This window comes from Rhizobium altiplani (genome assembly GCF_001542405.1).
Classification (GTDB): domain Bacteria; phylum Pseudomonadota; class Alphaproteobacteria; order Rhizobiales; family Rhizobiaceae; genus Rhizobium; species Rhizobium altiplani.
Window position 1 is genome coordinate 60576 of the sequence record NZ_LNCD01000051.1, and the last position, 21703, is coordinate 82278.

Here is a 21703-nt window from a genome sequence, read left to right on the forward strand (position 1 = left end):
CGGAGGACTGTCATGAGTGAAGCCTTGAGCGAACTGTCCTCGTATCTCCGCGAGATGCGTGGCGATCTCTTTCTTGATGCATCCATCAGCTATGACGAGCTGAACGTATCCGCTACGCCGGAAACGATTCTGGCGCTGCTGACGTTCCTGCGCGACGACGCACGTTGCGGCTTTATCAGCATGATCGATATCTGCGGTGTCGACTGGCCGCAGCGCGAAAAGCGTTTCGATGTCGTTTATCACCTGCTGTCGCCGAAGCAGAACCTGCGCATCCGCATCAAGGTTGCTGTGGCTGACGGCGAGTCCGTGCCGTCGGCAACCGCGGTTTACAAGGGTGCCGAGTGGTTCGAGCGTGAAGCCTGGGACATGTACGGCATTCCGTTCTCCGGCCATGCCGACCTGCGCCGTCTTCTCACCGATTACGGCTTTGAAGGCCATCCGCTGCGCAAGGACTTCCCGACGACTGGCTACGTCGAAGTGCGTTATGACGATGCCGCCAAGCGCGTCGTCTACGAACCCGTCGAACTGAAGCAGGAATTCCGCAATTTCGACTTCATGTCCCCTTGGGAAGGCACCGAATATGTGCTGCCGGGAGACGAGAAGGCGGCGAAGTGAAGATGAGGCTCGGATTTCTTGAAGCCTCTCTGTTTGCCGTCTCATGCCAATTGCCAGCGCGGAGCGCGTCGCTATGACTGAACATAACGTTCGCAATTTTACGATCAATTTCGGACCGGAACACCCGTCCGCGCACGGTGTTCTGCGTCTCGTGCTCGAACTCGATGGCGAAATCATCGAGCGCGTCGATCCGCACATCGGCCTGCTGCACCGCGGCACCGAGAAGCTGATCGAGACGAAGACCTACCTGCAGGCCGTCCCTTATTTCGATCGCCTCGACTACGTCGCGCCGATGAATCAGGAACACGCTTTCGCGCTCGCCGTCGAAAAGATGCTGAAGCTCGAAATTCCGATTCGCGGCCAGCTGATTCGAGTTCTGTACTCCGAAATTGGCCGAATCTTGTCTCACATAATGAACGTGACGACGCAGGCCATGGACGTTGGCGCGATGACGCCGCCGGTCTGGGGCTTCGAAGAACGCGAAAAGCTGATGGTGTTTTATGAGCGCGCCTGTGGCGCCCGTATGCACTCGGCCTATTTTCGTCCGGGCGGCGTTCATCAGGATCTCCCGCCGGAGCTTGTCGAGGATATCGGCAAGTGGTGCGATCCGTTCCTGAAGATCCTCGACGATATCGAAGGCCTGTTGACTGACAACCGCATCTTCAAGCAGCGTAACGTCGATATCGGCGTCGTATCGCTGGCGGATGCCTGGTCGTGGGGCTTCTCGGGTGTGATGGTTCGCGGTTCCGGCGCCGCCTGGGACCTGCGCCGCTCGCAGCCTTACGAATGCTATTCCGATCTCGAATTCGACATTCCGATCGGCAAGAACGGCGACTGCTACGACCGCTACCTGATCCGCATGATCGAGATGCGCCAGTCGGTTCGCATCATGAAGCAGTGCGTCGAGCGCCTGATGGGCAGCGCCAAGACCGGCCCTGTTTCGTCGATCGACGGTAAGGTCGTGCCGCCGAAGCGCGGCGAGATGAAGCGTTCGATGGAAGCGCTCATCCATCACTTCAAGCTTTACACCGAAGGCTATCACGTGCCGGCCGGCGAAGTGTACGCGGCCGTCGAAGCGCCGAAGGGCGAATTTGGCGTCTACGTCGTCGCCGATGGCAGCAACAAGCCGTACCGCTGCAAGATCCGTGCACCGGGCTACGCCCACCTGCAGGCGATGGACTTCCTCTGCAAGGGTCACATGCTCGCTGACGTGACGGCCGTGCTCGGCTCGCTCGACATCGTGTTCGGCGAGGTGGACCGCTAATGAAGCTGCTGCCGCTTGCCACCATCGCTCTTTTCACTGCCTCCGGGGCTTTCGCCCAGGAGGTTGGGGGAATGGGTCCAAAGCTGGGCCAGAGCGAGGTGCAGCCGCCGGCAGCAAAAGCCTCCATGGGCGAGCTTTTGTCCAAGGGCTATGAAATCAAGGCTGCCGTTCCGAACGGCGGCAAGTTCGTTGTGTTTTTGCAAAAAGACCAGTCGGCCTACGCTTGCGAGATGAAGTCTCTGACGGCATCGCAGTGTGGGACCCTAAACTGACAAGGCGTGAGGAAGAATGTCCGTTCGTCGATTAGCCGAAGATCAATTCCAGCCTGCCGCGTTCGCCTTCAATGACGAGAACGCGGTTTGGGCGGAAAAGACGATCAAGAAATATCCCGCAGGCCGTCAGCAATCCGCGGTCATCCCGCTGTTGATGCGGGCGCAGGAACAGGATGGTTGGGTCACCCGCGCCGCGATCGAAAAGGTCGCCGACATGCTCGACATGGCCTATATCCGAGTTCTCGAAGTTGCGACTTTCTACACGCAGTTCCAGCTGAACCCGGTCGGCACCCGCGCCCACATCCAGGTGTGCGGCACGACGCCTTGCATGCTGCGCGGTTCGGAAAGCCTGATGGCCGTTTGCAAGAGCAAGATCCATCATCACCCCTTCGAGCGTAACGCTGAAGGCACGCTCTCTTGGGAAGAAGTCGAATGTCTCGGGGCCTGCGTCAACGCGCCCATGGTGATGATCGGCAAGGATACTTATGAGGACCTGACGCCGGAACGTCTCGAAGAGATCATTGATACCTTCGAAGCCGGCAATGGCGCCAGCATCACGCCCGGCCCGCAGATTGATCGTCACTTCTCCTCCCCCGAGGGTGGTCCGACGACGCTCGTAGCCGACGAGCCGAAGGCCAAGAGGGTTTCCGCCAAGAAGGCTGTCGAGGATGCCGTGACGGCAACCGTTGACGCAGCCCCGGTTCCCCCGTCTGAGGCCGCACGTGCAAAGAGCGCTGACGCCGAGACCAATGCTGCGCTGAAGACGCCGGCCACCGCGCCGAAGGCGGCCGCAAAGAACGTCAAGGCTGTCGAAGAGCAGCCGGCGCCGGCGACGGCCGCACAGGCCGCTGCTATTGGCAAGCCCTCCCTCAGCGACAAGAACCGCCCGGCGGGCATCGAGAAGCCCGCGACGCCTGACGATCTGAAGTTGATCTCCGGCGTCGGCCCGAAGATCGAGGCGACACTGCATGAGATCGGCATCTTCACCTTCGCGCAGGTCGCGGGCTGGAAGAAGGCTGAGCGCGAATGGGTCGACGGATACCTGAATTTCAAGGGCCGCATCGAGCGCGACGACTGGGTCAAGCAGGCCAAGGCGCTCGCCAAGGGCGGCGAAGCCGAATACATTAAAGTCTTCGGTAAGAAGCCGCGGTAAGGGGTGAAGCATGTTACAAGATAAGGATCGCATCTTTACCAACATCTACGGCCTCAAGGACAAATCCCTGAAGGGCGCGATGGCACGCGGCCACTGGGACGGCACCAAGCAGATCCTCGAAAAGGGTCGCGACTGGATCATCAACGAGATGAAGGCCTCCGGTCTTCGCGGTCGTGGCGGCGCAGGCTTCCCGACCGGTCTCAAGTGGTCCTTCATGCCGAAGGAATCGGATGGTCGTCCGCACTATCTCGTCGTCAATGCCGACGAGTCGGAGCCGGGCACCTGCAAGGACCGCGACATCATGCGCCACGATCCGCATACGCTGATCGAAGGCTGCGTTATCGCGAGTTTCGCCATGGGTGCGAACGCTGCCTACATCTACGTGCGCGGCGAATACATCCGCGAGCGTGAAGCGCTGCAGGCCGCCATTGACGAGTGCTATGACTACGGCCTGCTCGGCAAGAACAACAAGTTGGGCTGGGACATGGACATCTTCGTCCATCACGGCGCCGGCGCCTACATCTGCGGCGAAGAAACCGCGCTGCTCGAAAGCCTGGAAGGCAAGAAGGGTCAGCCGCGCCTGAAGCCGCCGTTCCCGGCAAACATGGGTCTCTACGGTTGCCCGACGACGGTCAACAACGTCGAGTCGATCGCCGTTGCTCCGACCATCCTGCGTCGTGGCGCTGGCTGGTTTTCGTCGATCGGTCGTCCGAACAACGTCGGCACCAAGCTGTTCATGCTCTCGGGCCACGTCAACAAGCCGTGCACGGTCGAAGAAGAAATGGGCATCACGTTCCGTGAGCTGGTCGATCGCCATGCCGGCGGCATCCGCGGCGGTTGGGATAACCTTCTGGCTGTCATTCCCGGCGGCGCATCGTGCCCGATCGTTCCGGCCAAGGACATCATCGATTGCCCGATGGATTTCGACGGTCTGCGCGCTGTGGGCTCGTCCTTCGGCACCGCGGCCGCGATCGTCATGGACAAGTCCACCGACGTCATCAAGGCCATCGCCCGCATTTCGGCCTTCTTCAAGCACGAGAGCTGCGGCCAGTGCACGCCGTGCCGCGAAGGCACCGGCTGGATGTGGCGCGTGATGGAGCGCATGGCCAAGGGCAATGCCCAAAAGCGCGAAATCGACATGCTGTTCCAGGTCACCAAGCAGATCGAGGGCCACACCATCTGTGCGCTCGGAGATGCGGCCGCATGGCCGGTGCAGGGTCTGATCCGCAACTTCCGTCATGAGATCGAAGCGCGCATCGACCAGTATACCGCAAGCGCGCTGGATCATGGTGCGGTTCTCGAGGCGGCAGAGTAAGCTGATGACGAAGGCGTCCGACAGCACAGGCAAGGAAGGAGCGGCTGATTTCTCGGCCGACTTCGGCCGTCTTGCTGCCGAGATGCTGGAGAACGCACGCGCGCTTCCGGTGCCGCCTGTGATGCTCAACCCAGCTGCGGCAATGGCGGCCGCCACGATGATCGGCTTCGGCTTTTCGACGCAGATGGCGGGCGCTTTCTTCGGCGCGCTGCAGGGGGCGCTCGATGCAACGAGCAAGCTTGCAGCAGTTCTCGACGAAACGCCGCCCGACGAAGGTAAGCCGCAGGTCGAGATCCGGCCGGAGAACGTTCGTCCGGCGCCTGCCAGGAAAGCTGCAGAGAAGGTCAAGCTTTCTGTCGTTCCAGCAGAGCCGGTCGCAAAGCCCGCGGCCAAGTCCGCTTCGCGCGCTCGTAAGGCTGACGATCTGAAGCAGATTTCCGGCATCGGCCCGAAGATCGAGCAGGTGTTGAATAGCAAGGGTATTCGTTCCTTTGCCGTCATCGCCGGCTGGTTGGACGAGGACGCGGGGCGGATCGACGCAGAGCTTGGCTTTGACGGGCGGATCGCTCGTGACGGCTGGGTGGATCAGGCCAAGGCGCTGGTCGCCAAGGGACGAAAGCGGAAGTGAATTTATCGGCCGACGAGGCCGGAGCAAGGTCAAGGCTGAAGAGTGAAGGGCAGGGGCCTGACACTATTGAGGCCGGAGGCTGATCCCGGGTCTCGGGATTAGCGGAGAATTTGAGCGACACCGATGCCAACGGGATAAGAATCCGGCCTGGCAGCGAAACTGTTGCAAAGTGGGTTTGTTTGCCGCCATCCGGCAAACGGAAAACAGGACTGAGTGACGATGGCAAAACTGAAGATTGACGGCAACGAGATCGAAGTTCCGGATCATTACACCCTCATTCAGGCGTGTGAGGAAGCCGGTGCTGAAGTTCCGCGCTTCTGCTTCCATGAGCGCCTTTCGGTCGCCGGCAACTGCCGCATGTGCCTCGTTGAGGTGAAGGGTGGTCCGCCGAAGCCGCAGGCATCTTGCGCCATGGGCGTGCGCGATATCCGCGGCGGCCCGAATGGCGAACTTCCGGAAGTCTTCACCAACACGCCGATGGTCAAGAAGGCCCGCGAAGGCGTGATGGAATTCCTGCTGATCAACCATCCGCTCGATTGCCCGATCTGCGACCAGGGCGGCGAATGCGACCTCCAGGACCAGGCCATGGCCTTCGGCATCGACAGCTCACGCTATCAGGAAGACAAGCGCGCCGTCGAAGACAAGTATATCGGACCGCTCGTCAAGACGGTCATGAATCGCTGCATTCACTGCACGCGCTGCGTTCGCTTCACGACCGAAGTTGCCGGCATCTCCGAACTCGGCCTGATCGGTCGCGGCGAGGACGCCGAAATCACCACCTATCTCGAGCAGGCAATGACCTCCGAGCTGCAGGGCAACGTCGTTGACCTCTGCCCGGTCGGCGCGCTGACCTCCAAGCCCTTCGCCTTCACGGCCCGTCCGTGGGAGCTGAACAAGACCGAATCGATCGACGTCATGGACGCCCTCGGTTCTGCGATCCGCGTCGATACGCGTGGCCGTGAAGTCATGCGCGTGCTGCCGCGCGTCAACGACCAGATCAATGAAGAGTGGATCTCCGACAAGAGCCGCTACATTTGGGATGGCCTGAAGACGCAGCGTATCGACCGCCCATACGTTCGCAAGGATGGCCGGCTACAGCCTGCGACTTGGGGCGAAGCCTTTGGCGCGATCAAGGCTGCCGTTGCCGCAACCAGCGGTGAGAAGATCGGCGCGATTGCCGGCGACCTCGCATCCGTCGAAGAAATGTACGCTCTGTCGGAACTCGTGAAGTCGCTCGGTTCCGAGAACCTCGACTGTCGCCAGGATGGGACGGCACTTGATCCGTCGCTTGGCCGCGCAAGCTACATCTTCAATCCGACGATCGAAGGCATTGAACAGGCCGACGCCCTGCTGATCATCGGCGCGAACCCGCGCTTCGAAGCTGCCGTTCTCAACGCTCGCATTCGCAAGCGCTGGCGTCGCGGCAACTTCCCGATCGGCGTGATCGGTGAAGCTGGCGAACTGCGCTACGACTACGAATATCTCGGCGCTGGCCCGGATACGCTGAAGGACCTCGCCGACGGCAACCACGCTTTCGCGAAGGTTCTGACGGATGCCAAGAAGCCGATGATCCTCATCGGCCAGGGCGCACTGTCGCGCACCGATGGTGCTGGCGTTCTTGTAACGGCCGCAAAGCTTGCCGGCACGGTGGGCGCGGTCGTCGAAGGCTGGAACGGCTTTGCCGTGCTTCACACCGCGGCATCGCGCGTCGGAGGCCTCGATCTCGGCTTCGTTCCGGGCGCAAAGGGCGTCAAAGCTGCAGAAATGCTGTCGTCGATGGACGTTCTCTTCCTGCTTGGCGCCGATGAGCTTGATTTCACGGCCAAGAAGGCAAAGCTGACTGTTTACATCGGCTCGCACGGCGACAACGGCGCCCACAATGCCGACGTCATTCTGCCAGCCGCTGCCTACACCGAAAAGTCCGGCACTTGGGTCAACACCGAGGGTCGCGTCCAGATGGGCAATCGCGCTGGCTTCGCACCGGGCGACGCCCGCGAAGACTGGGCGATCCTGCGTGCGCTTTCCGACGTGCTCGGTAAGAAGCTTCCGTTTGATTCGCTTAGCGAACTGCGCGCAAGGCTCTATGCGGCCTTCCCGCATTTCGCAGCGCTTGACGAGATCGCCGAAAGCGACAGCGCCAAAATTGCCGCAGTAGCGAAAAAAGCCGGCAAGATGAATAAATCCGGGTTTGCGTCGCCGGTCAAAGACTTCTATTTGACGAACCCGATCGCGCGCGCTTCGGCAGTGATGGCCGAGTGCTCGGCATTGGCCCGCAACAACTTCAAAGTCGCGGCAGAGTAAGGGCAGGGGACTATGGATTCGTTTGTTTCAACTTATGTCTTGCCCGGCCTTCTCATGGTCGGTCAGTCGCTTCTTCTCCTGGTCTGCCTGCTCGTCTTCATCGCCTACATCCTGTTGGCAGACCGCAAGGTCTGGGCAGCAGTGCAGCTCCGTCGTGGTCCGAATGTGGTGGGTCCGTGGGGCCTTTTCCAGTCCTTCGCGGATCTTTTGAAGTTCGTCTTCAAGGAGCCGGTCATCCCGGCTGGCGCCAACAAGGCAGTCTTCCTGCTGGCGCCGCTCGTGACCGTGCTGCTGGCGCTCTCGACCTGGGCCGTCGTGCCGCTGGCGGATGGCTGGGTCATCGCCAACATCAACGTTGGCATCCTCTACATCTTCGCGATTTCATCGCTTGAAGTGTACGGCATCATCATGGGCGGTTGGGCCTCCAACTCGAAGTACCCGTTCCTTGGCGCACTCCGCTCCGCGGCACAGATGGTTTCCTACGAGGTCTCCATCGGCTTCGTTATCGTCACCGTTCTGCTCTGCGTAGGTTCGCTGAACCTGACGGATATCGTCCATGCACAGCAGACCGGCCTCGGCACGCGCCTGGGTCTCCCGGCGTCGTTCCTCGACTGGCATTGGCTGGCGCTGTTCCCGATGTTCATCGTCTTCTTCATTTCCGCGCTTGCCGAAACGAACCGCCCACCTTTCGATCTTCCCGAAGCGGAATCGGAACTCGTCGCCGGCTTCATGGTCGAATACGGTTCCTCGCTCTACATGATGTTCATGCTCGGCGAATATGCGGCCATCGTTCTGATGTGCTCGTTGACTACGATCCTGTTCCTCGGGGGCTGGCTGCCGCCAGTCGACGTATGGTTCCTGAACTGGGTCCCAGGTGTCATCTGGTTTACGCTGAAGTCGTGCCTGGTGTTCTTCATGTTTGCGATGGTGAAGGCATTTGTCCCGCGCTATCGCTACGACCAACTGATGCGCCTCGGCTGGAAGGTCTTTCTTCCGCTGTCGCTTGCCATGGTCGTTATCGTTGCATTCGTGCTGAAGCTGACGGGTTGGGCATGATCGTGCCGGCCCTCGTTTCAAGCAATATTGGAGGTTGATGATGGCAGGCTTGTCCAACGCGGTCAGCTCGCTGTTCCTGAAGGAATTCGTCAGTGCGTTCTGGCTGACCTTCCGGTACATTTTTAAGCAGAAGGCAACGATCAATTACCCGTTCGAGAAGGGACCGGTCAGTCCGCGCTTCCGCGGTGAACACGCATTGCGTCGTTATCCCAACGGCGAAGAGCGCTGCATCGCCTGCAAGCTCTGCGAGGCGATCTGTCCTGCCCAGGCGATTACCATCGAAGCCGGCCCCCGCCGCAACGATGGCACGCGCCGCACAGTTCGTTACGACATCGACATGGTGAAGTGCATCTACTGCGGCTTCTGCCAGGAGGCATGCCCGGTCGATGCGATCGTCGAAGGTCCGAATTTCGAATTTGCAACGGAAACCCGCGAAGAACTTTACTTCGACAAGGCGCGGCTTTTGGAGAACGGCGACCGGTGGGAGCGCGAAATCGCGCGCAACATCGCGCTGGATGCACCGTACCGTTGATCGAAATTGAAATGCCGGAGTGCCGCCCGTCACGCGGCTTCCGGTCAACATGCACCGAGGCTTTGCCGGCGAATTCCGCGCGAAGCTTCATCGGGCAGGGAAACTCCCGGCTGCCCGGGGGAAGATGAAAAAGGCACCAACATGGGTCTGCAGGCTCTATTTTTCTATCTTTTCGCCTTTGTCGCGGTAGCGTCGGCGTTCATGGTCATCTGGTCGAAGAATCCGGTTCATTCGGTTCTCTTCCTGATCCTGGTTTTCTTCAATGCGGCCGGCCTCTTCCTGCTGCTGGGCGCCGAATTCCTGGCGATGATCCTGCTCGTCGTTTACGTCGGCGCCGTGGCCGTTCTCTTCCTCTTCGTGGTCATGATGCTCGACATCGACTTCACGGAGTTGCGCGCGGGCGTTCTCGAATATGCGCCGATCGGCGCGATCATCGGCCTGATCCTTGCGGCTGAGCTGATCGTCGTTGTGGGTGGCAGTGTGATCTCGCCGGAAATCGCCAAGTCGGTGGCAATGCCGATCCCGGCGCTGACAGAGCGCACCAACACCGCCGCACTCGGCGACGTGCTCTATACGAATTACGTCTACTTCTTCCAGATCGCTGGTCTGGTGCTGCTCGTCGCAATGATCGGTGCGATCGTGCTGACGCTCAAGCATCGCCAGAACATCAAGCGACAGAATATCGCCAATCAGGTTGCCCGCAATCCTAAGACCGCCGTCGAGGTGGTCAAGGTGACGCCGGGACAGGGCGTTTGAAGCAGGCGCGAGCTTAAGGAACAAATACAATGGTCATCGGACTTTCCCATTACCTGACGGTCAGCGCCATCCTCTTCACGCTCGGCGTCTTCGGTATCTTCCTGAACCGGAAGAACATCATCGTTATCCTGATGTCGATCGAGCTCATTCTGCTTGCGGTCAACATCAACATGGTCGCCTTCTCGTCGTTCCTGAACGACATCGTCGGCCAGGTTTTCGCATTGTTCATTCTGACCGTTGCTGCGGCTGAAGCCGCTATCGGTCTTGCAATTCTCGTCGTCTTCTACCGCAACCGCGGCTCGATCGGCGTTGAAGACGTCAATATGATGAAGGGCTGATAAGGCTATGTTTTTATATAAGGCTATCGTCTTTCTTCCCCTGATTGGCGCGATCATCGCAGGCCTCTTCGGCCGCGCGATCGGCGCCAAGGCATCGGAATACGTTACCTGCGGCCTGATGATCATCGCTGCGGTGCTGTCGTGGTATGTCTTCGTGACCATCGGCATGGGCCACCACGAAGGCGGCCCGATCAAGGTCGAAGTGCTGCGCTGGATTCAGTCCGGCGGCATCGATGTGTCCTGGTCGCTGCGCGTCGATACGCTGACGTCGGTGATGCTGATCGTCGTCAACACGGTCTCGACGCTAGTGCACGTCTATTCGATCGGATACATGCATCATGATCCGCATCGTCCGCGTTTCTTCGCCTATCTCTCGCTCTTCACCTTCGCCATGCTGATGCTGGTGACAGCCGACAACCTGGCCCAGATGTTCTTTGGCTGGGAAGGCGTTGGTCTGGCGTCCTATCTGCTCATTGGCTTCTGGTTCAAGAAGCCGTCGGCAAACGCCGCTGCGATCAAGGCGTTCGTCGTCAACCGCGTCGGCGACTTCGGCTTCATCCTCGGCATTGCGAGCCTGTTCGTGCTCTTTGGCGCGATCAATCTCGACACCATCTTTGCGAACGCTGCGAGCTTTGCCCCGAGCGAAGCCGGCGGTGAGGGCGGAGAGGTCGTTCTCAACCTCTTCGGCATGCACCTCGACAAGGCCCACGCACTGACCGGTGCCTGCCTGCTGCTCTTCATGGGCGCGATGGGTAAGTCGGCACAGTTCCTGCTGCACACCTGGCTGCCGGATGCCATGGAAGGCCCGACACCGGTGTCGGCGCTCATCCATGCTGCGACCATGGTTACCGCAGGCGTCTTCCTCGTCGCCCGCATGTCGCCGCTGTTTGAGCTTTCGCCAGATGCGCTCGTCTTTGTAACGACGATCGGTGCGATCACGGCCTTCTTTGCGGCAACCGTTGGCCTCGTGCAGAATGACATCAAGCGTGTCATCGCTTACTCGACCTGCTCGCAGCTCGGCTACATGTTCGTTGCGCTCGGCGTCGGTGCTTATGGCGCGGCCATCTTCCACCTCTTCACGCACGCCTTCTTCAAGGCTCTGCTGTTCCTTGGCGCCGGCTCGGTGATCCACGCCGTCGATGGTGAGCAGGACATGCGTTACATGGGTGGCCTGCGGAAGCACATTCCGGTAACCTTCTGGATGATGACGATCGGCACACTGGCACTGACCGGCGTCGGCATTCCGTTCACGCCGTTCGGTTTTGCCGGCTTCTTCTCGAAGGACGTCATCATTGAAGCAGCCTACGCGTCGCATTCACCGGTCGCAGGCTTCGCCTTCACGCTCCTGGTCATCGCTGCGCTATTCACGAGCTTCTATTCCTGGCGTCTGGCATTCCTGACTTTCTTTGGTCAGCCGCGCGCCTCGCACGAGGTAATGCACCACGTGCATGAATCTCCCCAGGTCATGCTCGTGCCGCTCTATATTCTTGCAGCCGGTGCGGTTCTCGCAGGCGTCCTTTTCGAGGGCCGCTTCTATGGCGAGGAGTATGCTGAGTTCTGGAAGGGCGCGCTTTTCACCTCCGCGCACAACGAACTGCTGGAAGAATTCCATCACGTTCCGGCGTGGGTTGGTCTCAGCCCGTTCATCGCCATGCTCGTTGGCTTCGTCACCGCCTGGTACATGTACATCAAGTCGCCATCGACGCCGCGCGTTCTCGCTCAGCAGCATCGCGTCCTGTACCAGTTCCTCCTGAACAAGTGGTACTTCGACGAGCTCTACGACTTCCTCTTCGTGCGCAGCGCCAAGGCCCTTGGCCGCTTCCTGTGGAAGAAGGGTGACGTCGGCGTCATCGACGCCTACGGCCCGGATGGCGTCGCCGCGCGCGTCGTCGATGTCACCAACCGCGTCGTCCGTCTGCAGACGGGCTACCTCTATCACTACGCGTTCGCCATGCTGATCGGCGTAGCAGCGCTCGTTACCTGGATGATGCTCGGGAGTTCCTTCTGATGACCGATTGGCCTATTCTTTCAACGGTCACCTTCCTGCCGCTCGTCGGCGTGGTGCTCCTGCTGCTGATGAATGAAAACGGTCCGAGTGGCCGCCGCAACGTGCTCAACATTTCGCTGATCACGACGGTCGTGACTTTTGTCCTTTCACTCCTCATCTGGATCGGCTTCGACAATGCGAACCCCGGTTTCCAGATGGTCGAGAAGCACAACTGGCTCGGCACCGGCATCAGCTATCATCTCGGCGTTGACGGGATCTCGATGCTTTTCGTGATCCTGACGACCTTCCTCATGCCTTTCTGCGTGCTGGCGAGCTGGCTGTCGATCGAGAAGCGCCTCAAGGACTACATGATCGCCTTCCTGATCCTGGAAGTGATGATGGTCGGCGTCTTCGTTTCGCTGGATATCGTTCTCTTCTACGTGTTCTTCGAAGCCGGCCTCATCCCGATGTTCCTCATCATTGGCGTTTGGGGTGGCAAGGATCGCGTCTACGCCAGCTACAAGTTCTTCCTCTACACGCTGCTCGGCTCCGTTCTGATGCTGCTCGCCATCATGGCGATGTACTGGCAGGCCGGCACGACGGATATTCCGGCGCTGCTCGCCTATAAGTTCCCGCCGCAGATGCAGACCTGGCTCTGGCTTGCCTTCTTCGCGTCTTTCGCGGTGAAGATGCCGATGTGGCCGGTTCACACCTGGCTTCCCGACGCGCACGTTCAGGCGCCGACTGCAGGCTCGGTCATCCTGGCTGGGGTGCTTCTGAAGCTCGGCGGTTACGGCCTGATCCGCTTCTCGCTCGGGATGTTCCCGGTTGCCTCCGAGTTCTTCGCACCGCTCGTCTTCGCATTGTCGGTCATTGCGATCATCTACACCTCGCTGGTGGCGCTGATGCAGGACGACATGAAGAAGCTGATTGCCTATTCGTCGGTCGCCCACATGGGTTACGTGACAATGGGTATCTTTGCGGCCAACGCGCAGGGTTTGCAGGGCTCGATCTTCCAGATGCTGTCGCACGGCATCGTCTCCGGCGCTCTCTTCCTTTGCGTCGGTGTGATTTACGACCGAACCCATACCCGCGAGATTGCGGCCTATGGCGGCCTGGTCAACAACATGCCGAAATACGCTGTTGCGATGATGGTCTTCACGATGGCGAACGTCGGCCTGCCGGGCACCTCGGGCTTCGTCGGCGAATTCCTGACCCTGATCGGCGTCTTCCGCGTCAACACCTGGGTCGCACTCTTCGCCGCGACGGGCGTTATCCTCTCCGCCGCCTATGCGCTCTGGCTCTATCGCCGGGTCATCTTCGGCGCGCTGGAGAAGGAAAAGCTCAAGGCGCTGCTCGACCTCTCTCGGCGTGAACAGCTGGTTCTCTATCCGCTGATCGCACTGACCATCTTCTTCGGCGTCTATCCGGCTCCGGTCTTCGATGTGACCGCTGCATCGGTTGACCAGCTGATCCATAGCTACACGGCCGCAGTCCAGGCAGCGCAGGACGTTGCGCTGTCGATGAAATGATGACGGGACTTTTGGGACATGACCTCTGAAACTATTCTCGCAAGCCTGCATCTTTCCATACCGGAGCTGATCCTCGCGGTCGGCGCCTTGGCGTTGCTGATGATCGGCGTCTTCTCGGGAGAGCGCTCCGGCCGTATGGTCAGCGTTCTCGCGATAATCGTGCTGGCCGCTGCTGCGCTCTGGCTGATCTTCCTTCCGAGCGAAGGCGTTGCCTATGGCGGCGTCTTCCTGTCGGATGGCTTCGGCCGCTTCATGAAGATCACCGCGCTGGTCGGATCGATCACGGCGCTCTTCATGTCGCTGGGGCTTGCCAAGGAAAATCAGCTCGACAAGTTCGAGTTTCCGGTGCTGCTCGTGCTCTGCACACTGGGCATTCTGCTGATGATATCGGCCAACGATCTCATCTCGCTTTATCTCGGCCTCGAACTGCAGTCGCTGGCAATCTATGTCGTCGCTGCGATCAACCGCGACAGCGTCAAGTCTACTGAAGCCGGCCTGAAGTACTTCGTGCTCGGCGCGCTGTCCTCGGGCATGCTGCTCTACGGCATGTCGCTGGTCTACGGCTTCACCGGTCACACGCAATTCGCTGCAATCGCTCAGGCCCTGACTGTCGAAGGTGCTCGTTCGCTTGGCCTCGTCTTCGGCCTCGTGTTCATCCTGGCCGGTATCGCCTTCAAGATCTCCGCTGTTCCATTCCATATGTGGACGCCGGACGTTTACGAAGGCGCTCCGACCCCGGTCACCGCTTTCCTTGCCAGCGCTCCCAAGGTCGCGGCAATGGCGATGTTGACCCGCATTGTAATCACTGCCTTCCAGCCGGTCGTGGCTGACTGGCAGCAGGTCGTGGTCTTCATTTCGATCGCTTCCATGCTGCTCGGCTCCTTCGCCGCAATCGGTCAGCGGAACATCAAGCGACTGATGGCCTATTCGTCGATCGGTCACATGGGTTACGCATTGGTTGGCCTTGCTGCAGGAAATCAGACCGGCGTCTCGGGCGTCATGCTGTACATGGTCATCTACATGGTCATGACGCTCGGCAGCTTTGCGATCATCATGTCGATGCGCCGCAAGGACGGCACGGTTGTCGAGGAAGTCAACGACTTGGCTGGCCTGTCGACCACCAATCCGTTCATGGCGACGGTACTGACCATCCTGATGTTCTCGCTGGCAGGCATTCCTCCGCTCGCAGGCTTCTTCGCGAAGTACTTCGTGTTTGTCGCTGCGATCGAGGCGAAGCTCTACGCTCTTGCGATCATCGGCGTTCTTGCATCGGTTGTCGGCGCTTACTACTACCTGCGCGTCATCAAGCTGATGTGGTTCGATGAAGCCACGGGCGAGTTCGCTCGCGTTTCGGGCTCGCTCCGTCTTGTCTTTGGTCTCTCCGGCCTCTTCGTTCTCGCCTATGTCATCATCGGCGGTCCGATTGGCGGTGCGGCCGAGCTTGCAGCTGCGACACTCTTTTGATGAACTCTGAGGCACGGCGCCGGATATCGCTCGACGATTTCAGGCACGAGGCTCTGCCGGAGACATCGTCCACGAACAGTGAATGCCTTGCCCGTGCGCGGGCAGGGGACCGCGGTCACCTATGGATCACGGCGGAAAAACAGACCGGCGGCCGTGGCCGCCGGGGACGCCCCTGGGTTTCAGAGCGGGGCAATCTCTACGCCTCGCTTCTTCTCATCGATCCGGCGCCCATGGAGCGCCTCGGCTCGCTGCCGTTGGCAATTGCCGTCGCCGTGCATCGGGCGGTTCGCCGTGTGCTCCCGCATACGGCCGAGCCGCTGGAAGTGAAGTGGCCGAACGATATCCTGATCGGACGCAAGAAGACTTGTGGCATTCTCTTGGAAGGCGAAGCCCTGTCGGAGGGACGCCATGCGCTCGTCATAGGCATCGGTATCAACGTCGCATTCATGCCTGATAACCCGCTCTATCCGGTGACCTGCCTGCGTGAGCAAGGGAGCTCTGCTTCCCCCGAAGAGGTTTTCGCCCATCTTTTTGTATCGATGGCCGAAGTCCTGGAAGCATGGGATCGGGGCCGCGGCGTGCGCGAAATCACGGAACGCTGGCGCCAGGTCGCCTGCGGCATTGGCGAAAAGATAACGGTGAACCTGCCGGACCGGTCGATTTCCGGCCACTTCGCCGGAATTGATGATAATGGCCTGTTGATGCTCGATATTGGCGCAGGCAGGATGATGACGATTGCCGCCGGCGACGTCTTCTTTGGTTGATTGGAAAAAAGAATAATATGGCGAAGCAGGACGAATTGGTATTTCTGCCGTTGGGTGGCGTTGGCGAGATCGGAATGAATCTCGCCCTCTACGGCTACGGCCCACCGACCCACCGCCAGTGGATCATGGTTGACTGCGGCGTTACCTTCCCGGGGCCCGATCTGCCAGGTGTCGATCTTGTGCTGCCGGACATTCGTTATCTCGCCACCGAGCGCAAGAGCCTGAAGGCGATCTTCATCACGCATGCGCATGAGGACCACTACGGCGCGCTCGCCGATCTATGGCCCGGTCTCAATGTGCCGGTCTATGCCTCTGCCTTTACGGCTGGCCTGCTCGAGGCGAAGCGCAACTTTGAAAAGTCGGCCATCGGGGAGATCCCGGTGACATTGTTTACGGCGGGCGACACCGTCAATGCCGGCCCCTTCAGCGTCGAAGGCGTGGCGGTCAACCACTCCATTCCCGAGCCGATGTCGCTGGTGATCCGCACGCCGCTCGGCAATGTGATCCATACCGGCGACTGGAAGATCGACCATGAGCCGTCGCTCGGTCCGCTGACGGACGAGACCCGTTTTCGCCAGCTTGGCGATGAAGGCGTTCTGGCGTTGATGTGCGATTCCACGAATGCCCTGCGGGATGGTGTATCGCCATCCGAGAAGGACGTCTCCGAGAGCCTGCGCAAGATCATCGAGAACGCCGAGGGCCGCGTTGCGGTGACGACGTTCTCATCGAACGTCGGCCGTATCCGAACGGTCGCCGAGGCGGCCGAGGCTGAGGGCCGCGAGGTACTACTGCTCGGCAGTTCGCTCAAGCGCGTGGTCGACGTTTCCCGCGATATCGGCCTGATGGAGGGCATCAAGCCGTTCATTTCCGAGGAGGAATACGGTTACGTCCCACGCGACAAGGTTGTCGTCATTCTGACCGGTAGCCAGGGTGAGCCACGCGCGGCCCTTGCGAAGCTGTCGCGTGACGAGATGCGCAACGTCGCGCTTGCAGCAGGCGATATCGTCGTATTTTCCTCCCGCGCCATCCCGGGCAACGAGAAGGCGATCCAGGACATCAAGAACGGCCTCATCGAGCAGGGTGTCCATGTCATCACCGACAACGAAGCCCTTGTTCACGTTTCCGGACATCCGCGCCGCAACGAGCTGCAGAAGATGTATGAGCTGACGCGGCCGAAGATCGTCGTGCCGGTGCACGGCGAGGCGACGCACCTGACGGCGCACAAGGAACTGGCGGAGCAATCCGGCATCTCGATCGTGCCGCGCGTGCGCAACGGCGACATTCTTCGTCTGGCACCAGGACCAGTCGAGGTTATCGACGAGGCGCCGCACGGCCGTATCTACAAGGACGGCTCGCTCATCGGGGATTTCGACGAGATGGGCATTGGCGAGCGCAAGAAGCTCTCCTATGTCGGCCACGTTGCCGTCAACGTCGTGATCGACAGCCGCTACGATATCGTCGGCGATCCGGACCTCGTTGCGATCGGTCTGCCTGTCTACGACGACGAGGGCGACGATATGGAAGATACGCTTTACGACGCTGCTGTCGGTGCCATCGAGAGCATACCGCGGGCACGCCGGAAGGATCTCGACCTGCTGCAGGAGTCGGTCCGCCGTGCGATCCGCGCAACCGCAAACCAGACCTGGGGCAAAAAGCCTGTGGTCACGGTCTTTGTTACGAAGGTCTGACCCATGCTCGGCCGGGTCAACCATGTCGCCATCGCCGTTCCGGACCTTGCGGCCGCAACTGCCGCCTACCGGGGCACGCTCGGCGCAACTGTCTCTGCCCCGCAGGCTCTGCCGGAGCACGGCGTCACAGTCGTCTTCGTGGAGCTGCCGAATACCAAGGTCGAACTGCTGGAGCCGCTGGGAGCGGACTCGCCGATCGCTGCTTTCCTGGAGAAGAACCCATCTGGAGGAATGCACCATATCTGCTACGAGGTTGCCGACATCCTCGCCGCTCGCGACCAACTGGTGCAAGGTGGTGCGAGAGTGCTCGGCAATGGTGAGCCGAAGATCGGCGCCCATGGAAAGCCGGTGCTCTTTCTGCATCCGAAGGATTTTTTCGGCACCCTGATCGAGCTGGAGCAGGTCTGAGCGGGCTGCGGCAGAGTGACCGAGACGCGGCAAAAACCGTCATTGGGGTCCGAACCGGCTTTGAGTTAACGGACATTTCGGCTTATAAGCACCGCAGTCGCAGAGAGCCTAGCGGGACAATTCAGATGCTGCAGATATTTCTACAGGGCTTTGCCGTCTACTTTATCGTCTGGTGGATCACGCTCTTTGCCGTCCTCCCGATTGGCCTGCGCACGCAAGCGGAAGATAACGATATCGTGTTGGGGACCGTACACAGCGCCCCGAGCCGGTTTCGGCCGGTATTCGTCTTTTCGATGACGACGATCATCTCGGCTGTCATCTACGGGCTCTGGTATATCGCTTCGAATTACTTCGGTTGGGGTTTCGACGCCCTGCCGCAGATTGGCCCATCGTTCTCAAACGTTTAGGGCGTTTGCCCAGTTTTTGGGCGGATACAGATATTCGCTGTCACACACATGTCATGAAGTTGCGGCATGGAGTTGCCGTAACGGCAGGCGAGGCCTCACGCAACGGCAGCGAGGGCTCGGATGGCAGAACGTGGTTGAGAAAAGCCAAAAAAAAACAAGGCTGAAAGCCTTGTTTTAAGTATCGCGTGATCCTTATCCGTTGCCGGGGCTGCGACGAGCGCGCCTAAGATCTGATCCTCCCAAGACTTGACCGCGAAATCGGCAGGAATTTAGCTCCCTGCCTGTTTTGTGGGCTAAAGCTAGCTCAAAGAATGGGCTTTGTCATCAGGTTTTTTTGCATTTTTGCTACACTCCAGCAAATTTTTTCCGTTCATAAGAATATCGTACAAACCATTATAATTTCGCCTTTTTCTTACTTTGTCTGCTTCGCGGGTGTGAACTTGCTTTAACGGCAGACCGCTTCAGCCCGTGGCGGGTTTCTTTCCTTTCGCGAAGCAGCTATGAACGCTGCCAATATTTGTGATCCGCCTTCGATTCCGCGACATGCGGTGTCTCAACAGTTCTGGAATTCGCCATGCGCCTGTCTCGCTATTTCATGCCCATCCTGAAGGAAAATCCCAAGGAGGCGGAAATCGTCTCTCATCGGCTGATGCTGCGCGCCGGCATGATCCGGCAGCAGTCGCAGGGCATCTATTCCTGGCTGCCCCTCGGCAAGCGCGTTCTCGACAAGGTCAACAACATCATCCGCGAGGAGCAGAATCGCGCCGGCGCGATCGAACTGTCGATGCCGACGCTGCAGTCTGCCGAGCTCTGGCAGGAAAGCGGTCGCTACGACGCCTATGGCAAGGAGATGCTGCGCATCACGGACCGCCAGGATCGCCCGATGCTGTACGGCCCGACGAACGAGGAAATGGTCACGGATATCTTCCGGTCCTACGTGAAGTCCTACAAGAGCCTGCCGCTCAACCTGTATCACATCCAGCTGAAGTTCCGCGACGAGATCCGCCCGCGCTTCGGTACCATGCGCTCGCGTGAATTCATGATGAAGGACGCCTATTCCTTCGATCTGACGCGCGAAGGTGCGGAGCATTCCTACAACAAGATGTTCACCGCCTATCTGCGGACGTTCGATCGCCTCGGCCTGCGTGCGATCCCGATGCGTGCAGACACTGGTCCGATCGGTGGCAATCTCAGCCACGAATTCATCATCCTGGCCGACACCGGCGAATCCGAAGTGTTCTGCCACAAGGACTTCGTGAACTTCGATATCCCGGCTGAAGGCACCGACTTCGACAGCGTCGAGGGCCTGAAGGCTGTTTTCGACAAGTGGACGTCGCTTTATGCCGCCACATCGGAGATGCACGACGAAGCGGCGTTCAACGCGGTTCCGGAAGGCGACCGTCTCTCCGCGCGTGGCATTGAAGTGGGTCATATCTTCTACTTCGGCACGAAGTATTCCGAGCCGATGGGCGCGAAGGTGCAGGGTCCTGATGGCAAGGAACATACGGTCCACATGGGTTCCTACGGGATTGGCCCGACCCGCCTTGTTCCCGCCATCATCGAAGCATCGCATGATGAGAACGGAATCATCTGGCCGGCGTCGGTAGCGCCGTTTGATGCGGTCGTGATCAACATGAAGGCCGGTGATGCGGCGTGCGATGCAGCCTGCGAGAAGATCTATGCGGCGCTCTCGAATGCCGGCAAGGACGTCCTCTACGATGATACGGACGATCGCGCCGGAACGAAATTTGCGACCGCCGACCTGATCGGTGTTCCGCTGCAGATCATTGCCGGCCCGCGTGCGGTCGCGAGCGGCGAAGTCGAAGTGAAGGACCGCAAAACGGGCGCCCGCGAAACGATGACCATCGACGCGGCGATCAACAAGCTCTTGGGCTAAGAAGGCGGGAGGCAGGATGGCAGATGTAGCGGTGAGCCAGCAGGGTTCTAAATCCGGCTCGGCGCCGGCCAGCCGGCCATTTTCCGCCTTCGAACGGCTTGTGGCGTGGCGCTATCTGCGCGCCCGCCGCAAGGAGGCGTTCATTTCGGTGATCGCCGGTTTCTCCTTCATCGGCATCATGCTTGGCGTTGCGACGCTGATCATCGTCATGGCTGTCATGAACGGCTTCCGCACGGAGTTGATCTCCCGCATTCTCGGCATCAACGGTCACATGATCGTTCAGCCCGTCGATACTCCGTTCACGGACTATCCGGCGTTGACCGACAAGCTTGCCGGCGTGCCGGGCATTAAGATTGCGCTGCCGCTGGTCGAGGGCCAGACATTGGCCTCAGGTCAGGGCGGTGCGGGCACGGGCGCGCTGGTACGCGGCATCCGACCTGAAGACCTGGAAAAAGTGAAGACCGTCTCCGGTAATATCAAGTCCGGTGATCTGGTCGGTTTTGCCGCCGGGCAGGGCGTGTTGATCGGTTCGGGCATGGCTGCCCAACTCGGCCTCCAGGCAGGCGACAACATTACGCTGATATCACCGGAAGGTGACGTCACACCGATGGGCGTCAATCCGCGGGTGAAGTCCTACAAGGTCTCCGGCATTTTCGAGATCGGCATGTCGGAATACGACGCGACGATCATCTACATGCCGCTTGAGGAAGCGCAGCTCTATTTCAATGCCGAGGGCCTGGTCCAATCCATCGAGCTTTTCGTCGATAATCCTGACGACATTGACAATATGCGGCCGAAGGTCGAGGCCGCGGCCGGCCGCCAAATCGCGATTACCGACTGGCGCCAACGCAACCAGACCTTCTTCTCGGCGCTCGAGGTTGAGCGGAACGTGATGTTCATGATCTTGACGCTCATCGTCCTCGTTGCGGCGCTGAACATCATTTCCGGCCTCATCATGCTGGTGAAGGACAAGGGCAGCGACATCGCGATCCTGCGAACGATGGGCGCGAGCTCTGGCGCGATCATGCGCATCTTCTTCATGACGGGTGCGGCGATCGGTGTCGTCGGCACGATAGCCGGTGTCCTGCTCGGCGTCGTTGTCTGTATCAATATCGAGAAAATCCGCGAGTTCTTTTCCTGGGTCTCCGGCACGGTGCTGTTCGACCCGCAACTCTACTTCCTCAGCCAACTGCCTGCGGAAATGAGTATGAGAGAGACGCTTTCCGTTGTGATCATGGCGCTGACCCTGTCCTTCCTCGCCACCATCTTCCCGGCATGGCGAGCCTCCAAGCTCGATCCCGTGCAGGCCCTGCGCTACGAATAAGG

Annotated in this window: 20 protein-coding genes; all 20 read left to right on the top strand. The window is 59.8% G+C overall.

Features of this window, described 5'->3' with window-relative positions:
* The first annotated feature begins 12 nt into the window (after positions 1-12).
* On the top strand, positions 13-615 hold the full coding sequence (locus tag AS026_RS10905) for an NADH-quinone oxidoreductase subunit C (protein ID WP_025659946.1): 603 nt from the start codon (positions 13-15) through the stop codon (positions 613-615).
* Between the two features lie 73 nt (positions 616-688).
* Complete coding sequence (locus tag AS026_RS10910) at positions 689-1879, top strand: NADH-quinone oxidoreductase subunit D (protein WP_025659947.1); 1191 nt, start codon at positions 689-691, stop codon at positions 1877-1879.
* The gene (locus tag AS026_RS10915) at positions 1879-2151 is read left to right on the top strand and encodes a hypothetical protein (protein ID WP_025659948.1); all 273 of its coding nucleotides are present in this window, start codon (positions 1879-1881) and stop codon (positions 2149-2151) included. Before AS026_RS10910 ends, AS026_RS10915 begins: the two co-directional genes overlap by 1 nt.
* Positions 2152-2167: 16 nt before the next feature.
* Entirely contained in the window at positions 2168-3304 is a 1137-nt protein-coding gene (locus AS026_RS10920) for an NADH-quinone oxidoreductase subunit E (protein ID WP_025659949.1), read from the top strand.
* Positions 3305-3314: 10 nt separating this feature from the next.
* Positions 3315-4619: an NADH-quinone oxidoreductase subunit NuoF gene (nuoF, locus tag AS026_RS10925; protein ID WP_025659950.1), complete on the top strand. Its 1305-nt coding sequence runs from the start codon at positions 3315-3317 to the stop codon at positions 4617-4619.
* Positions 4620-4623: 4 nt separating this feature from the next.
* The gene (locus AS026_RS10930; RefSeq protein ID WP_062369640.1) at positions 4624-5247 is read left to right on the top strand and encodes a hypothetical protein; all 624 of its coding nucleotides are present in this window, start codon (positions 4624-4626) and stop codon (positions 5245-5247) included.
* Positions 5248-5466: 219 nt separating this feature from the next.
* Positions 5467-7548 (top strand): NADH-quinone oxidoreductase subunit NuoG, encoded by a 2082-nt coding sequence (gene nuoG / locus AS026_RS10935; RefSeq protein ID WP_062369641.1) that lies wholly within the window; start codon positions 5467-5469, stop codon positions 7546-7548.
* A 12-nt stretch (positions 7549-7560) separates the two neighbouring features.
* Positions 7561-8604 (top strand): NADH-quinone oxidoreductase subunit NuoH, encoded by a 1044-nt coding sequence (gene nuoH / locus AS026_RS10940; protein ID WP_018857050.1) that lies wholly within the window; start codon positions 7561-7563, stop codon positions 8602-8604.
* Between the two features lie 40 nt (positions 8605-8644).
* On the top strand, positions 8645-9136 hold the full coding sequence (gene nuoI / locus AS026_RS10945; RefSeq protein WP_007789671.1) for an NADH-quinone oxidoreductase subunit NuoI: 492 nt from the start codon (positions 8645-8647) through the stop codon (positions 9134-9136).
* 141 nt (positions 9137-9277) lie between these two features.
* Positions 9278-9892, top strand: a complete 615-nt coding sequence (locus AS026_RS10950; RefSeq protein ID WP_062369642.1) for an NADH-quinone oxidoreductase subunit J — start codon at positions 9278-9280, stop codon at positions 9890-9892.
* Between the two features lie 29 nt (positions 9893-9921).
* Entirely contained in the window at positions 9922-10230 is a 309-nt protein-coding gene (nuoK, locus tag AS026_RS10955; protein ID WP_007531803.1) for an NADH-quinone oxidoreductase subunit NuoK, read from the top strand.
* 7 nt (positions 10231-10237) lie between these two features.
* A complete protein-coding gene (gene nuoL / locus AS026_RS10960) occupies positions 10238-12238 on the top strand; it encodes an NADH-quinone oxidoreductase subunit L (protein WP_025659953.1) in 2001 nt (666 codons plus the stop codon).
* The gene (locus AS026_RS10965) at positions 12238-13749 is read left to right on the top strand and encodes an NADH-quinone oxidoreductase subunit M (RefSeq protein WP_025659954.1); all 1512 of its coding nucleotides are present in this window, start codon (positions 12238-12240) and stop codon (positions 13747-13749) included. The genes nuoL and AS026_RS10965 overlap by 1 nt, the downstream gene beginning before the upstream one ends.
* Before the next feature lie 18 nt (positions 13750-13767).
* A complete protein-coding gene (nuoN, locus tag AS026_RS10970) occupies positions 13768-15213 on the top strand; it encodes an NADH-quinone oxidoreductase subunit NuoN (protein ID WP_018857046.1) in 1446 nt (481 codons plus the stop codon).
* On the top strand, positions 15213-15977 hold the full coding sequence (locus AS026_RS10975) for a biotin--[acetyl-CoA-carboxylase] ligase (protein ID WP_062369643.1): 765 nt from the start codon (positions 15213-15215) through the stop codon (positions 15975-15977). Before nuoN ends, AS026_RS10975 begins: the two co-directional genes overlap by 1 nt.
* Before the next feature lie 17 nt (positions 15978-15994).
* The gene (locus tag AS026_RS10980) at positions 15995-17665 is read left to right on the top strand and encodes a ribonuclease J (protein ID WP_025659956.1); all 1671 of its coding nucleotides are present in this window, start codon (positions 15995-15997) and stop codon (positions 17663-17665) included.
* Between the two features lie 3 nt (positions 17666-17668).
* Positions 17669-18073, top strand: a complete 405-nt coding sequence (gene mce / locus AS026_RS10985; protein WP_018857043.1) for a methylmalonyl-CoA epimerase — start codon at positions 17669-17671, stop codon at positions 18071-18073.
* Positions 18074-18198: 125 nt separating this feature from the next.
* The gene (locus tag AS026_RS10990; RefSeq protein ID WP_018857042.1) at positions 18199-18480 is read left to right on the top strand and encodes a DUF1467 family protein; all 282 of its coding nucleotides are present in this window, start codon (positions 18199-18201) and stop codon (positions 18478-18480) included.
* Positions 18481-19054: 574 nt separating this feature from the next.
* Positions 19055-20377 carry a proline--tRNA ligase gene (gene proS / locus AS026_RS10995; protein WP_025659957.1) on the top strand — a complete coding sequence of 441 codons (1323 nt, stop codon included), beginning with the start codon at positions 19055-19057 and terminating at the stop codon, positions 20375-20377.
* A 16-nt stretch (positions 20378-20393) separates the two neighbouring features.
* Positions 20394-21701, top strand: a complete 1308-nt coding sequence (locus AS026_RS11000; RefSeq protein WP_025659958.1) for a lipoprotein-releasing ABC transporter permease subunit — start codon at positions 20394-20396, stop codon at positions 21699-21701.
* The last annotated feature ends 2 nt before the right edge of the window (positions 21702-21703 follow it).

Coding starts and splice junctions, on each gene's coding strand:
- AS026_RS10905 (WP_025659946.1), top strand. CDS start 13: ATGAGTGAAGCCTTGAGCGAACTGTCCTCGTATCTCCGCGAGATGCGT.
- AS026_RS10910 (WP_025659947.1), top strand. CDS start 689: ATGACTGAACATAACGTTCGCAATTTTACGATCAATTTCGGACCGGAA.
- AS026_RS10915 (WP_025659948.1), top strand. CDS start 1,879: ATGAAGCTGCTGCCGCTTGCCACCATCGCTCTTTTCACTGCCTCCGGG.
- AS026_RS10920 (WP_025659949.1), top strand. CDS start 2,168: ATGTCCGTTCGTCGATTAGCCGAAGATCAATTCCAGCCTGCCGCGTTC.
- nuoF (WP_025659950.1), top strand. CDS start 3,315: ATGTTACAAGATAAGGATCGCATCTTTACCAACATCTACGGCCTCAAG.
- AS026_RS10930 (WP_062369640.1), top strand. CDS start 4,624: ATGACGAAGGCGTCCGACAGCACAGGCAAGGAAGGAGCGGCTGATTTC.
- nuoG (WP_062369641.1), top strand. CDS start 5,467: ATGGCAAAACTGAAGATTGACGGCAACGAGATCGAAGTTCCGGATCAT.
- nuoH (WP_018857050.1), top strand. CDS start 7,561: ATGGATTCGTTTGTTTCAACTTATGTCTTGCCCGGCCTTCTCATGGTC.
- nuoI (WP_007789671.1), top strand. CDS start 8,645: ATGGCAGGCTTGTCCAACGCGGTCAGCTCGCTGTTCCTGAAGGAATTC.
- AS026_RS10950 (WP_062369642.1), top strand. CDS start 9,278: ATGGGTCTGCAGGCTCTATTTTTCTATCTTTTCGCCTTTGTCGCGGTA.
- nuoK (WP_007531803.1), top strand. CDS start 9,922: ATGGTCATCGGACTTTCCCATTACCTGACGGTCAGCGCCATCCTCTTC.
- nuoL (WP_025659953.1), top strand. CDS start 10,238: ATGTTTTTATATAAGGCTATCGTCTTTCTTCCCCTGATTGGCGCGATC.
- AS026_RS10965 (WP_025659954.1), top strand. CDS start 12,238: ATGACCGATTGGCCTATTCTTTCAACGGTCACCTTCCTGCCGCTCGTC.
- nuoN (WP_018857046.1), top strand. CDS start 13,768: ATGACCTCTGAAACTATTCTCGCAAGCCTGCATCTTTCCATACCGGAG.
- AS026_RS10975 (WP_062369643.1), top strand. CDS start 15,213: ATGAACTCTGAGGCACGGCGCCGGATATCGCTCGACGATTTCAGGCAC.
- AS026_RS10980 (WP_025659956.1), top strand. CDS start 15,995: ATGGCGAAGCAGGACGAATTGGTATTTCTGCCGTTGGGTGGCGTTGGC.
- mce (WP_018857043.1), top strand. CDS start 17,669: ATGCTCGGCCGGGTCAACCATGTCGCCATCGCCGTTCCGGACCTTGCG.
- AS026_RS10990 (WP_018857042.1), top strand. CDS start 18,199: ATGCTGCAGATATTTCTACAGGGCTTTGCCGTCTACTTTATCGTCTGG.
- proS (WP_025659957.1), top strand. CDS start 19,055: ATGCGCCTGTCTCGCTATTTCATGCCCATCCTGAAGGAAAATCCCAAG.
- AS026_RS11000 (WP_025659958.1), top strand. CDS start 20,394: ATGGCAGATGTAGCGGTGAGCCAGCAGGGTTCTAAATCCGGCTCGGCG.